This window comes from Ignavibacteria bacterium (assembly GCA_016873775.1).
Lineage (GTDB): Bacteria > Bacteroidota > Ignavibacteria > UBA10030 > F1-140-MAGs086 > JAGXRH01.
Window position 1 is genome coordinate 1 of record VGWC01000011.1, and the last position, 14,074, is coordinate 14,074.

General features: G+C 37.1%; 13 protein-coding genes, 1 tRNA gene and 1 pseudogene. 11 read left to right on the forward strand and 4 right to left on the reverse strand.

Features of this window, described 5'->3' with window-relative positions; all coding sequences use genetic code 11:
- The 9 genes and pseudogenes from FJ218_02900 to FJ218_02940 form a co-directional block, all read left to right on the forward strand.
- A partial coding sequence (locus FJ218_02900; GenBank protein MBM4165860.1) for a thymidine phosphorylase occupies window positions 1-418 on the forward strand: 418 nt, incomplete at its 5' end.
- 121 nt (window positions 419-539) lie between these two features.
- Window positions 540-713, forward strand: a pseudogene (locus tag FJ218_02905) (type II toxin-antitoxin system HicB family antitoxin).
- Between the two features lie 85 nt (window positions 714-798).
- Window positions 799-1,017 (forward strand): addiction module toxin, HicA family, encoded by a 219-nt coding sequence (locus FJ218_02910; protein ID MBM4165861.1) that lies wholly within the window; start codon window positions 799-801, stop codon window positions 1,015-1,017.
- A 57-nt stretch (window positions 1,018-1,074) separates the two neighbouring features.
- Window positions 1,075-1,293: a DUF2283 domain-containing protein gene (locus FJ218_02915; protein ID MBM4165862.1), complete on the forward strand. Its 219-nt coding sequence runs from the start codon at window positions 1,075-1,077 to the stop codon at window positions 1,291-1,293.
- Window positions 1,294-1,423: 130 nt separating this feature from the next.
- On the forward strand, window positions 1,424-2,029 hold the full coding sequence (locus tag FJ218_02920; GenBank protein ID MBM4165863.1) for a LemA family protein: 606 nt from the start codon (window positions 1,424-1,426) through the stop codon (window positions 2,027-2,029).
- A 3-nt stretch (window positions 2,030-2,032) separates the two neighbouring features.
- Window positions 2,033-2,821, forward strand: a complete 789-nt coding sequence (locus FJ218_02925; protein ID MBM4165864.1) for a hypothetical protein — start codon at window positions 2,033-2,035, stop codon at window positions 2,819-2,821.
- 36 nt (window positions 2,822-2,857) lie between these two features.
- Window positions 2,858-3,319 carry a hypothetical protein gene (locus tag FJ218_02930; protein MBM4165865.1) on the forward strand — a complete coding sequence of 154 codons (462 nt, stop codon included), beginning with the start codon at window positions 2,858-2,860 and terminating at the stop codon, window positions 3,317-3,319.
- 73 nt (window positions 3,320-3,392) lie between these two features.
- Entirely contained in the window at window positions 3,393-3,833 is a 441-nt protein-coding gene (locus FJ218_02935) for a (2Fe-2S)-binding protein (protein ID MBM4165866.1), read from the forward strand.
- Window positions 3,834-4,086: 253 nt separating this feature from the next.
- A complete protein-coding gene (locus FJ218_02940; protein ID MBM4165867.1) occupies window positions 4,087-6,102 on the forward strand; it encodes a transketolase in 2,016 nt (671 codons plus the stop codon).
- An 82-nt stretch (window positions 6,103-6,184) separates the two neighbouring features.
- Here FJ218_02940 and FJ218_02945 read toward each other — a convergent pair.
- Window positions 6,185-6,275, reverse strand: a tRNA-Ser gene (locus FJ218_02945).
- 79 nt (window positions 6,276-6,354) lie between these two features.
- Here FJ218_02945 and FJ218_02950 point away from each other — a divergent pair.
- Both FJ218_02950 and FJ218_02955 read left to right on the forward strand, forming a co-directional pair.
- Window positions 6,355-8,166, forward strand: a complete 1,812-nt coding sequence (locus tag FJ218_02950) for a peptidase M14 (protein ID MBM4165868.1) — start codon at window positions 6,355-6,357, stop codon at window positions 8,164-8,166.
- 35 nt (window positions 8,167-8,201) lie between these two features.
- The gene (locus FJ218_02955; GenBank protein MBM4165869.1) at window positions 8,202-9,488 is read left to right on the forward strand and encodes a T9SS type A sorting domain-containing protein; all 1,287 of its coding nucleotides are present in this window, start codon (window positions 8,202-8,204) and stop codon (window positions 9,486-9,488) included.
- Between the two features lies 1 nt (window position 9,489).
- Here FJ218_02955 and FJ218_02960 read toward each other — a convergent pair whose 3' ends face one another.
- The 3 genes from FJ218_02960 to FJ218_02970 all read right to left on the reverse strand — a co-directional run bounded on the left by FJ218_02960 (window position 9,490) and on the right by FJ218_02970 (window position 13,933).
- The gene (locus FJ218_02960; GenBank protein MBM4165870.1) at window positions 9,490-11,106 is read right to left on the reverse strand and encodes a T9SS type A sorting domain-containing protein; all 1,617 of its coding nucleotides are present in this window, start codon (window positions 11,104-11,106) and stop codon (window positions 9,490-9,492) included.
- Window positions 11,107-11,172: 66 nt separating this feature from the next.
- Window positions 11,173-13,407, reverse strand: a complete 2,235-nt coding sequence (locus FJ218_02965) for a TonB-dependent receptor (GenBank protein MBM4165871.1) — start codon at window positions 13,405-13,407, stop codon at window positions 11,173-11,175.
- Between the two features lie 103 nt (window positions 13,408-13,510).
- Window positions 13,511-13,933, reverse strand: coding sequence for a hypothetical protein (locus tag FJ218_02970; GenBank protein MBM4165872.1), 423 nt, complete (start codon window positions 13,931-13,933; stop codon window positions 13,511-13,513).
- Window positions 13,934-14,074: the final 141 nt, after the last annotated feature.

Sequence of the window (14,074 nt, forward strand, 5' to 3'; positions counted from 1 at the left end):
AAAAGCGTACGAAAAGTTTTTGCAACTTGTGAAAAAACAAAACGGCGATGTTTCGTTTATTGAAAATGTAGAAAAGTATTCAAAGAGTAAATTTGCTGTTGAAGTTGTTGCGAAAGAAAATGGTTTTGTTACAACGATTGATTCGCTTGAACTTGGATTGACTTCTATTTCGCTTGGCGCGGGAAGAATGAAAGTGGACGACGTGATTGATATGAAAGCGGGAATTATGTTGAAGAAAAAAGTCGGCGATGAAATAAAACACAACGAAGTTCTTGCAACTTTTTATACTGATAATTCTTCCGTTCTCGATTCAGCGAAAGAGAGAATACAAAAAGCATTTACAATTGGAATGGAAAAGCCGAAGAAAGAGAAATTGATTCGCGCAATTGTGGATGAAAAAGGAGTGAGGGAATTTTAGAATTTAGAAGTCAGATTTTAGATTGTTGTTGCGTAATGAAGCAATCTCTTGAAAATCTAATATATTTACCGAAGAGAAAAGTTTAATAACAAACTTTATGGAAAACGAACAATCAAAACTAATTTTTACAAACGTTATCGTTAAAGAGAAAAATGGATTGAGTGCATTATGTTTGGATGTAGATGTTGCTTCCGAAGGTGAAACAATTGCCGAAGCAAAAGAAAACCTTCGCGAAGCGGTGAGTTTATATGTTGAATCTGCAATCGAAAGCAATCTTCCAATAATTCGTCCTGTTCCGGCAAACGATAATCCGATATACACACGTTCAAAGGATGTAAAAGAAATATTCAAAATTTCTCTTGACGTATCGGTTCACACGTATGTCTAAACTTCCTGTTGTAAAACCGAAAGAAATAGTTTCAACATTAAAGAGAAACGGATTTATTGAATTGAGAAGTAAAGGAAATCATTTGCAACTGAAAAAAGGAAATTTGCTCGTAACTGTTCCGATGCACAATAAAGATTTAAATCCTGAAACATTGAAATCTATTTTACGGCAAGCAAAAGTAGAAGTTGAAGAATTGAAAGAATTATTGTAACTATATAAACGAAATTGAAAGAGTTTGTGAAAGTGTAAATCATATCAAACATCCTTTATGAAAATAAGTTACGATAAAGAAATTGATGCAATGTATATTCGTTTGGTCGAAGGCAAACACGAATGTCGCACACTTCGACTGAACGATGAAATAGCACTGAATATTGGCGCAAATGAATTACTCGTTGGAATCGAAATTCTCGACGCAAAAGAAACATTGGGAAAAGGAGAATTGCCAAAAGTGATTCTTGAAAATGTTCAACATGCACTTCAATAAAAACTCTGCGTAACTCAGCGACCTCCGCGCCTCCGCGTTTCAAAATTTTAAATCGCAGAGTCGCAGAGAACGCGGAGAATTCGCAAAGAAATAATTTTTATAATCATTATTTACAAACACAACACACATTATGAAAAAGTCAACTATCATTATACTCGCCATAGTCGGCGTTTTATTAATTACTGCATTCAGTATTATTTCGTGGGGAGTTTCCACATACAACTCGCTCGTTGGACTCGATGAAGGAGTGAACGGAGCGTGGAGTCAGGTTCAAAATCAATACCAACGGCGATTTGACCTTATTCCGAACTTAGTGGAAACAGTAAAGGGATATGCTGAACACGAAAAAGAGGTTCTCGTTGGTGTAACCGAAGCGCGTGCAAAAGTTGGACAAATGAACGTCTCGCCGGAAATTTTGAAAGACCCGCAAGCGTTTCAGCGATTTGAGCAAGCGCAAGGTGGATTGTCGAGCGCGCTCTCACGCTTGATGGTCGTGATTGAAAAATATCCAGACTTGAAAGCGAATCAAAATTTTCTTGCGTTACAATCGCAGTTGGAAGGAACGGAAAACAGAATTTCCGTTGAGCGAAAACGATTTAACGAAGTTGTTCAGGAATTTAACACGACCGTGAGAAAATTTCCCGCTTCATTTATAGCCGGCTTCGGTGGTTTTTCACAGAAAGCATATTTCAGCGCGGAAACTCAAGCGCAAACTGCACCGAAAGTAAAGTTTTAAAGAATGAAACTTTTTGTTCTCACGCAAAGACGCAAAGACGCTAAAGAAATTTTTTTTGCATCTTCGCATCTTTGCGTGATTTATTTTTTGTTGTTCACTACATCGTATGCGCAAAAGATTGACGTTCCCAAACTTGAACGATATGTAACTGACCAAACGAATACTCTTTTATCATCCGAAACGCAACGACTTGAACAAGCGCTGATTTCTTTTGAAGAACAAACTTCTAATCAAATAACAGTTCTCATTATTCCAACACTTGGCGAGGAAAGTTTGGAAGATTATTCTATTCGTGTTGCAGAAAAAAATTTAATTGGACAAAAAAAGAGAGACAACGGAATTTTATTTCTCATTGTAAAAGATGATAGAAAAATCCGCATTGAAGTTGGTTATGGTTTGGAGGGAGTTTTAACTGATGCGTTGACTTCAGAAATTATTCGTAATATCATCGCACCAAATTTTCGTGATGGAAATTATTCTATAGGAATTTTCTATGCTGTTGATGCAATTATGCAAGCGACAAAAGGAGAATACATAGGTGCAGGGAAAAAACATCGAAGTCGAAATGGCGGAAACGATTCAGTATTGATTTACATAATTGCCATCATTGCATTTTTTTTGTTCAACGGAATTTTTAGAAAACGAAGAGGATTTATCGGTTCAAGTCGTGGGTGGAATTCTTCCGGAATGTTTCTCGGTGGTTTTGGAGGAGGAAGTGGTTTCGGAGGTTTTGGTGGGTTCAGTGGGGGTGGCGGAAGTTTTGGCGGTGGTGGCGCAAGTGGTTCATGGTAGTAGTTTCAGAAGTCATAGCGGAATCCAGTATAAAGAATGTTCTTAAAAAATAGAATAGATTCATTTCTTTCCAAAACAGAAAGAAATGAAATAGCGAACTTCATTCACTCGTTAGAGGAAAAAACTTCGGGAGAAATACGCGTTGCAGTAACTTTCAAACGAGGTTTTTTTGAGAAGAAGAAATCTCTTCAAGAACTTGCATTGAAAGCATTTTTTCGTTTGAAGATGAATAACACGCGAGACAAAACCGGCGTGTTGCTTTTCATTCTTGTTGGAGAAAAACAGTTTCACATTGTTGCTGATGAAGGAATTAACAAAAAAGTGGAAGATGGAACGTGGCAAAAAATTGCAACCGAACTTTCAGATTTTTTTAAGAATCAAAAATATAAAGATGGAATTATCTGCGTGCTGGATCACATTGGGAAAATTTTGTCGTTGAATTTTCCAAAGAAAAGCGATGATGCAAACGAATTAACGAACGAAATTAGTTTTCAATAAATATATTTCGTTCAATCTCAAAAATTATTAGTACTTTTTCAGAAAAAAAATATCATTTATCTATATTACATTTATGCCAAATACAATTTTTGTCAACGAAAACAAAACCGTTGAACAACCAGGAATTACTAACATTAGAAAACTTGCGATGAAAAATGGAGTTCAACTCTATAGCGGCATTGACGTTTTGTTGAATTGTCGCGGAAATGGCTTATGCGGAACGTGTCGCGTTGAAGTACTTGATGGAAAAGGAGTATCGCCAATGAAACCGATTGAAGAAGGTTCGATGATGGGGTGGATTCCTTTTTATGTTCGCAGCGTTCCGAAGCATCATCGCCTTGCTTGTCAAATGGATGCTGTCAATGATTGCCAAATAAAGACGCACCCTTTGTATGAAATTGACAGACAAGCATCGAAAGAACGAAGACAAATGTTTTTTGCGTGGAGTTTTTTTGGAGGAATATTTACCGCGATGATGATTTGGATGTTGTTGGATATGGTTCAAGTAGTGTAACGATAATTTTCTGAGAAATTGAATGAAGTTCAAAGCAATTGATTTATTGCTTTGAACTTTTTTTTTGAATTAGTGGAAACATTTATGGATTTTCACAAGTGAAAATTTTTGCTTGCAAACATGAGAAAGAGCGGTAAAATTTTATAGAGATTGAAACTTAAACGCATTTTTATAGTTGGCATACATTTCGCAATAATCATATACGTACAACTGAAATATGCATTACGAAAATAATTACTAAAAAAATTACGCTATGGCACTAATAGATTCAAAAACAGGAAACATTATCAGAGAATATTCAATTGATGAACTGAAAGAAAACGCACGATTTATGCGAGGATATAATCTTGTTGCACTTCATGCGGCTGGTTCAGGACATTCCGGCGGAACGCTTTCGATAATGGATATTACTGCGGCGTTGTATTTGCGAATAGCAAATGCAGACCCTAACAATGCTTTGTGGGAAGAAAGAGATAGAATAATTTGGTCAACTGGACACAAAGCACCGAGTTTGTATTTAGGTCTTGCGTTTGCCGGTTATTATCCGAGGGAAGATGTAATGCTCCTCCGCAAACTCTATTCGCCATTTCAAGGACATCCACATTGGTTAAAAGTTGCTGGAGTAGAGGCGTCAACCGGTTCATTGGGACAAGGACTAAGTATAGCAGTGGGAATTGCATTAGCAGGAAAATTGAATGGGAAAAATTATAAAACGTTTTGTATTATGGGAGATGGAGAGCAACAGGAAGGACAAATTTGGGAAGCAGTAATGGAAGCATCGCATTATCAACTCGATAATCTAATCGGAATCGTTGATTGTAATCGTTTGCAAATAGATGGTCTTGTAAAAGATGTAATGAATGTTGAACCGCTCGAAGAAAAATATAAAAGTTTTGGATGGAACGTTCTTCGCATTGACGGACACGATATGCAACGAATTGTTGACGGATTTGAAAAAGCAAAAAAAAATACCGACGGGAAACCTTTGGTAATACTTTGTGATACGATTAAAGGAAAAGGAGTAAGTTTTATGGAAGATGTTGCGGGGTGGCACGGAAAATCTCCGAGTTATGAAGAAATGATAAAAGGGCTTACTGAACTTGGTTTAAATGAAAAACTTCCCGTCAATGATTTGTTGGAAAAATCAAAAACATATCAAAAAGATGTCGAAAAAAAACTGGAAGCAAAACATCCGAAGTTCGGAAAAAATTATTGGTGGAATTCTGAAGCAACAATGAAAGTGAAAATGGAGCCAACACGAAAAGGTTTCGGAAATTCACTTGCGGAAAACGGCGATGATGAGAGAATTGTTTGCTTAGGACTTGATATTTCCGGCTCCATCACTATAAGCGATTTTTATACTTCAAAACCGGAACGAAAGAAACGATGGCTCAGTATGGGAATTGCAGAACAATCAGCAACAGCTGCAGCCGCCGGTTTAGCAAAAGAAGGAAAAATTCCTGTTCTCGGAACATACGGAACGTTTGCCGCCGCAAGAAATCTTGACCAAATTCGCACGTCGGTTTGCTATGGAAATTTTGATGTGTTAATTGCCGGCGCGCACGGAGGAGTTTCCGTTGGTCCTGATGGAGCAACACATCAAGCGTTGGAAGATTTATTTGCAATGTGTGGTTTACCGAATATGTCTGTAATAGTTCCGTGCGATGCTATTGAAACGAAAAAAGGAACGACATATTTTCTCTTGAAACATTTTGGTCCGGAATACATACGATTTGCCCGCGAAGCAACTCCGGTTGTAACAAAAGAAAATACTCCATTTGTGTTTGGCAAAGCGAATATCATTCGGTTGAGGAAGGAAGCCGATAATTTTGTTGACGCATTCGAAACAATTCTTGCTTCAGAATATAAAAACGAATTAGAGCATCTTACGATTATCGCTAGTGGACCAATGGTACCGGAAGCAATGCGCGCTGCGTATATTTTGAAAAAAGAGTTTGAATGGGAAACAAGAATTATCAATATGCACACGTTGAAACCAATTGATGAATCTGTTATTGTTCAATCGGCAAAAGAAACCGGAATCATTATAACTGCCGAAGAACATCAAATTGGCGCTCTTGCGTGGCGAGTCAGTGAAATAATAACTTCAAGCAAAGAACTTTATGGTTTACCGATTATTACGGGAGCGATAGGAGTAAAAGACCGTTTTGGTGATTCCGGTGCGCCGTGGGAATTAGTAAAGGAATTTGAAGTGAGCGCGGAATATATTGCAGCAAAAGCAATTGAATTGATGAAAGTCAAGAAATGAAAAAAGGAATTCTTTTTTACAAAATGAAAAAGTTCAAAGTACATTTTACTTTGAACTTTTTAATTTTTAACTTTTAACCGTTTTGCGGAAAGGGTGGGATTCGAACCCACGGTCCCCTTTAGGGGGACACACGCTCTCCAGGCGTGCCAATTCAACCGCTCTTGCACCTTTCCGAAAATCCGTTTTTTTATATTGTTAAAAATTTTCGTGTCAAATATACTATTTACATTTATCTCATAAAAAATATTCGCTATGAGAAATCTATTTTGTTTTATCATTTCGTCCTTTATTATCTTTAGTACCTACGCATTATTTTCGCAGGAAAAAAAAGAACGATGGCTTACTCCAGCAGAAATTTCGAATTTTCAGGAAACGCCTCGGTATGCAGAAACAATGAACTTTCTTAGAAATATGGAGCGTGCTTCAAAATCCATTCGCATAATGAATTTGGGGAAAACGCCTGAAGGACGAATGTTGCCGCTCATCGTCGTTACGTCGAAAACAATCGAAGTAAATCCCAGCAAAGCGCAATCATCCGGGAAAGCAATTGTTTTGATTCAAAATGGAATTCACGCTGGAGAAATTGATGGAAAGGATGCTTGCTTGATGTTGTTGCGAGATATGTGTATTCTAAAAGAAAAAGAATATCTGCTTGATAAAATAATTTTGCTCATTCTTCCGTTCTACAATCTTGATGGGCACGAACGAGTTGGAGTATATAACCGCATAAATCAAAACGGACCACGGGAGATGGGATGGAGAACAACATCGCAAAACTTAAATTTGAATCGAGACTATATGAAAGCAGATGCGCCGGAAACAAGGATGTGGCTCAAGATGTTCAATGAATGGTTACCAGATTTTTTTATTGATTGCCACGTTACCGATGGAGCGGATTATCAATATGTAATTACTTACGCAATAAGCGACCAAATGAATGTTCCATGGAGCGTGCGCAATTGGATAAAAAATGAATTTTTATCTTCGATTCAAACATCAATGAGCCAAAAAAACACACTGATGTCGCCGTATATTCTCTGGAAAGAAGAACACGATGTTACCAAAGGATTAATTGGTGGAGTTGCACCTCCGCGTTTTAGCACTGAATATTGCGTACTTCAAAACCGTCCCGGTTTTTTGATTGAATCGCATATGCTGAAAGATTATCAATCTCGTGTGAATGCTACGTACCAACTCTTGGTTTCTCTCCTTGAAAAAATACATTCCGATGCGGGAAAATTACGACTTGCAGTTCGCGAAGCGGATGAAGAAATAATTTCTGCTGGCGAAACAGCAGATGGAACATTTTCACTTCCGTTGGATTATGAACTTGAAATGAATGAAACCAATGATTCACTGTTGTATTTAGGGTATCAATACCATCTTGAAAAAAGTGAAGTTTCAAATGGAACATGGATACAATTTTCCAATAAACCTGCGAATGTAACTATCCCGTTTTTCAATACCGTAAAACCAACCGTTGAAATTCAACTTCCGTATGCGTACATCATTCCAAAACAATGGACGAAAGTTATTGAGATATTGCAAGCGCATACTATTAGATTGAATCGTTTAACACGGGAAACAGAACTGGAAGTAGAAACGTATAAATTTTCTCAGCCGAAATGGAATGAACGACCGTATGAAGGAAGGCACACGGTAAATTTTAAGACCGAAAAAATTTCCGAACGAAAATTATTTCCTGAAGGTTCGTTGGTAGTATTGATGAATCAACGTACTGCAAAAGTTGCGGCACATTTGTTTGAACCGCAAGCGCCTGATGCCTTAGTCCGTTGGGGATTTTTTGATGCTGTTTTTGAACAAAAAGAATACGGCGAAAGTTATGTTCTCGAAAAACTTGCGCGTGAGATGATGGAAAAAGATGCAGCGTTGAAGAAAGAATTTGAATCGAAACTTGCTTCCGATTCTTCATTTGCAAAAAATTCGTATGAGCGATTGAATTTCTTTTACAAAAAATCTCCCTATTGGGATTACCGCAAAGATGTGTATCCTGTTGCTCGGATTCCTAAAAAAATTGTGCTTCCTCTGGAATTGAAAAAATAATTTTCATTGTGCATTGTAAATTTTTGATTTCTTTTATGAAAAGAACTGTTTTCTATTTCATCGTTTGTATTTCGTTAGCAAATGCTCAGCAACATTGGAGCATCAGTAACAGTCCAACTTCTTTAAATCTTTCAGAAGTTTTTTTTAGAGATAGTCTTTTCGGATGGATTGGAGGCGATTCCGGAATGATATTTCGTACAACAAACAGCGGAAATAGTTGGGAAAAACAAATGAGTGGCGTAACGACAAAATTGGTAGATATTTATTTTCTTAACAACAATCTTGGATGGGCTTTGACGTGGACATCGGATTCACCGCCGTTTCGAACACAAATTGTAAGCACTACTGATGGCGGGATTCATTGGCTCGTGCGGGATTTTGCGCAGGAAAATATATTTATGAACGATATATATTTCAGCGATTCGGAGAACGGATGGCTTGGAGGACACGATGGCGCATTAGCGAAAACAACGAATGGGGGAAACGATTGGAGAATGATTACTGTTGGCGGAACGTGTTCGGGATTATCTATTCAAAGTCTCGGAATATTTTCGCCGAAGCGCTCCTTTGCTTCCGGTGGATTATTTGATTTTGCAGGAGTACTATGGAAACAATCTCACGATGGAGAACAATGGACTGCTGCGTGTCTTGTTCCGGAACCGGTGCAAAAACTTGCGTTCATTGATTCGTTGAATATTATTGGAGTTGGAGGAGATTATGAATTTGGCGCAAGTGTTATTCGTTCAACGGATGGTGGAGAAACATGGAACTATTCTACAATGCAGATTTTTGGAATTGCTTCTGCGCTTTCGTTCCGAACGTCGTATGAAGGATGGGCGACGTTGGGTGCGGTGCAAGAATTAATTTTTACAAAAGATTCAGGAAAAACGTGGAATGAAATTTTCACTCCCGATAGTTCTGTCATCGTAGATATAATTTTTCCGGATTCGATTCACGGGTTTGCTGTGGGATTACGAGGTGTTGTATGTAAGTACAACATCATTTCCAATACAATTGGAGAACGAAATTCGGGAAAAGATTTCATGAGTTTTCATTTGCAACAAAATTATCCCAATCCAATGAATTCGACATCAATATTTTCATTTGAGTTATCGATTTCATCGTTTGTTGAATTACACGTTTTCGATCTATCAGGAAGGGTTATCGAAACGATTGTGAACGAATATTTGCTTCCGGGAAGTTATTCGAAAATGTGGCGAACCGAATCGTTAGCGAGTGGAGTGTATTTTTATCGTTTACAAACGGCGAACAGCGATGGCAAAAGGTATTCGGAAACAAAAAAAATGTTGCTTATGAAATAAGTTAACGAATGACAACGAATTTTTTTGTTTGTACAAATGTTTCTGTTGCGAAACGATAAAAATAAATTCCACTAGGAATATTCGCTGCATGAAAACGGAATTCGTGATAGCCGGATTCCAGAATATTCTTTTCAAACAACGTGAGAATATGATTTCCTTGTATATCGAAAATTTTTAGCGATGCGTTATGCTGAACTTGTTGCAATTGCAAACGAATAATTGTTTCCGGGTTAAACGGATTTGGATAATTACTTATGATACATATATTCTTCGTATTCTTGCTCGTATCTTGAACATTCAGTATTGTTACATCAATTCTTGTTGTCCATATTTGATACACACCGCTTGAATTATCCATCCAAAGAGGAAGCAAACAATTATCGGAAGAAGTGAGTGAAATATTATCTCCCTGATATCCTTGTCCTAATCCCCCGATTGGTTCAGGACGAAAATTATGGTCGCTGACGAGATAATCGCTCCATGAGTTACCTCCGTCAAGTGAACGGGAAAGAAAAACATTTGCCGAATCGCTGGACGTAGTTCTATCGTCGTAGTAAATAATATTAACTGCTCCGTAGTCGTCAATATGAATTGCAGGAAAGTATTGAATTTTTCCATTGTTCAACGCATCTTGATTGACACGAATTCCATTACTCCATGTATTTCCATCATCCGTGGAACGATGTAGAATAATATCCGCATCACTTCCAGCAGGGGAAAGATTTTTTTCTGCGGTTACAATATACAACCATCCGTTTCGTTCTCCTCCGCTGTTATCCATTGCGATTCTTGGCAATCCATTCACGCGTATGTTTTGTTTTTCCGGAAGCAGTCCTTGAATGCCTTTCATCGCAAACGCATTTTCTTTTACAAACCACGTTGTTCCTCCGTTTGAAGAGGAAGCAAAACCGGTAAATATTTCGATGATGGGAGATGCAGTAGTAACAACTCCCCAACACACAAAAACGTTTCCGTTGTTTGCAATGACAATATCGCCTCCGCTGCAACGTTGCGAAGGATTATTGATTGCTCTCGGTGAACTCCAATCAACTGCACCGTTTATTGTGTACGAAAATGCAATAGGAAATGGAGGAACAAATTTTGCCCACGCAGAGTACGTTCTTCCATAATAATTACTTGTGGGATTTGCATCGGAAGCAAGCACTGCACGCTCCAAATCATCAGTGGTTATTGATTTTTGTGAAGACCAGTTTTGTCCACTATCAACCGAATAGTGTGAAAATAAACCGTAGAACGGAGCGCGCCCAAGTCGTGTAAGAATGTATTTTCCATCTTTATCTATTGCAATTCCAGGGTCGCCTCCGTGCGAAGGGATATAGTACCCGTTGCATGTATCGTTTCCACTCCAGGAAATTCCTGCATTCGTAGAAACGTAAACTCCTTCACTAATGAATAAATTTGGCTGAAAGCGAATGGTATTTGCCGAGGCAAACACAATATTCTTTTTAAAGGGATGAACGGTAACGAATACTTCCGTTTGTGTCGTGTTACTCGGGTGAATTCTGAAATTTTGAGAGATGCGTATTTCCTGACTAAAAGCGAAAGTTGATAAAACAACGGTGAAATACGAATACCGTTTCAAAAGCATTAAGTTCATTAGCGTAATTTATATTTGAGTAATGTTCTGCAATTTGTTTTTTGCATTTACGGAATGCAAAATATTTTAAAATAAATAACTCAATTTTAATCCCGTATAAAAATTTCTTGGTTCGCCAACTTCAAAAAACCTTTTGTTTGTCGAATTGATATTGATAAATCCGACGTATTTCTTGTTGAAAATATTATTGATGCTTTCCGTCAATAACAACGTAAACTTTGCCATTTGTATTTCAATCCCTGCAGTAGTACTGAAAACATTGTAGGAATTCGTTTCCAATGAATTTGCGTCGTCCATAAACATTGAACTAATGGAAGTATTCTGCGCTTTTACAACGCCTGAAATATTTTCAGAATACTGTTTCTTGTACGAACATTCGATAAACAAATTATGCTTAGGAACACTTGGTACGAAGTTATTCGAATACATTTTTGTAATGATAGTATCATGGATGAAAATATTTGTTGCATACTTCTCATAGTAAAATTTTGAAAATGTGTATGCAAATTTTACGTTGAGATTTTCTATGATGTTCAATTCACTTCCAGTTTCAATGCCAATTCTTTTTGTTTGCGCAGAATTTCTAAAAAACACTTCCGTATTGATTTCGAACGGAACAATTTCATCAGTGATGACAGAATGAAACAACGTGATTTCATATAAAATATTTTTTGCCCAATGCGAATTCACATTCAGAAAACTTCCCTTAATTCCTAATTCGTAGTTCAATGATTTTTGCGGTTTTAAATCGGGATTTAAAAGTGTGCCTCCTTGATTGGAACTTAGAGAATGATTATCCAATTCATTCGATGCGGGAGAATCAAAACTCATTCCATACGATGTATAAAGTGCAACAAATGGAGTTATTTTGAAATTGAGCGCGGCTTTCGGTGTAAATTTTTCAAATCTGCGCGAATCGTTTTGCGATGAAAGCGTTTGATTGTTTGCTTCAAACATTACTTTGTCATAACGTCCTGAAATCATCAAGGAAAGAGAATTTTTGACTACGTCAAACGAATGTTGCACATAGAAACCGCTGTTTGCAATTGTTTCGTTGAAGAGATCTTCGAGAACATCATTCTTTTTACCGCCGATATTTTTGTAAAATTCAATTGGTCCAGTTTGATAGAATACATCTCCACCGATAGAGAATTCATTTTGTCGTTCCCAGAAAATGTTCTTCCTAATGTATCGCGCACTTGCCCCAACACCGTAGCGATTAAAAATTCTATACTTTTTATCTTTTCGCTCGAAATATTTCATTGTGCTGTAACCGGTAATTTCCAGTTCGTCGTTTTTCTCTTTATCCAGAAATTGATTCCAACGAACGCCAATTCTTCCTTTTTTTGATAAACGGAGATAATCGTAATCAACTTCATTTTGTGCGGCTTCCATTGGTGCGTTTTCATATTCTGAAATGTTGAGAGAACCGGGAAGTCGTATTGTTCCGTCAACGTAATACAGAAGCAGTTGAAATTTCGATAACGTATTCGGAGTAATTTCAAACACCGAATTGACGATTTTCCATTTATCATTACTGTGTTTTCGAAATCCACCATATTGGTGATTTGTCAACGAAAAAAGAAAACGAGTTTCATCGGAAACGATGCCGAATTTCAAACCATTTCTCTTCAATGAAAATGAAGCCACTTCGCTGAATATTTCTGCGAATGAATTTTGAAAATACACATCGTTGATGAAGTTAATGACGCCGCCGGGAGCGTTGGTGTACAGTGAAGAAGAATTTCCTTTAACAACTTCAATTCTGCCGATAGAATTAAAATCAATTGCTTCTATGCGCGTTTGCCCATCGGGTTCGCTTTCGGGAATTCCATCAAGTAAAATTCTCACTCCGCGGATTCCTGAATTCGAACGACTTCCAAAACCGCGAATAGAAATTCGCACATCGTGATTTCCGTATCGTGATTGCATAAATACTCCGGGAATATTTGACAACACGTCGCTGATTGCGATTTTCTTGTCAAATTTATATTCATAGTTTTCTATGCGCGTTACGGAATATGGAATGTCAATAATTTTTTTTGAAGTGCGTGTGCCGGTTATTATGACCTCTTCGAATGGGTACGTAATGACGGAGTCCTGCGTCGTTGTGAACGTTGTATTTGTTTGAGAATGAATAGTGGCAAAAGTACAGAGTACGAAAATATGAATCAGTAAGATAAACTTCATAAACTTAAGTAAGTGAATTATATATTTTAAAAAACTATGCTTTGTCACTCCGAATAGCAAATGAATATTATTTTTGCAAATCATATATGCAAGAAAAAACACTTCTGTCATTCGCGATTTGAAATGAATAGCGCGAGAATTATTCAGATGTTTTACTATAAACAATTCTGCATCGCAACAATGCGATTGTTTACAGAGAGGTGAAACTACCCGATTATGTTAATTCACTTCGCGGAGGAGGTAATTCGACAGGATGAAAACGTAAAAGGAGAGACGTTCGATGACCCAGAGATATGTAAGAAAATAATACTATGGGTTCTACAATTTGAAATTCAGTTTTTAGAAATTGAAGAGTGATAATTTTTGCAAGTAAAAATTGTAATTGGTTAGTTTGAGTAGTAGGTTCAAAGTTTTCAAAAAAAGTTTCAAGATGTTCAAAAAGATTGTCTTCAAACTTATCTTGAATACAAGTAAGTGTGATGGAATCAATATCTCTATGCATTGCAACAACATCGTACATTTTTCCCTGATATCTAAATTCGTATTCTCGTGTTTGTAATTTCTTAAAATCAATGAGCGAGAGTTTTATTATACTCGTTTGAGCCGTATTATAATTTGCTGCTGCGTACAATTCCATTTTTTCGAAATATGTATTGAATCGAAGCAATTCAAACATCAGCAAAAATCCTCCAAGTAAAAAAAAACTAAATACGAATATGAATGATGTTGAAAAAAATTTCTTCATAAATAATGTGATACAATATATTGAAAAAAAACA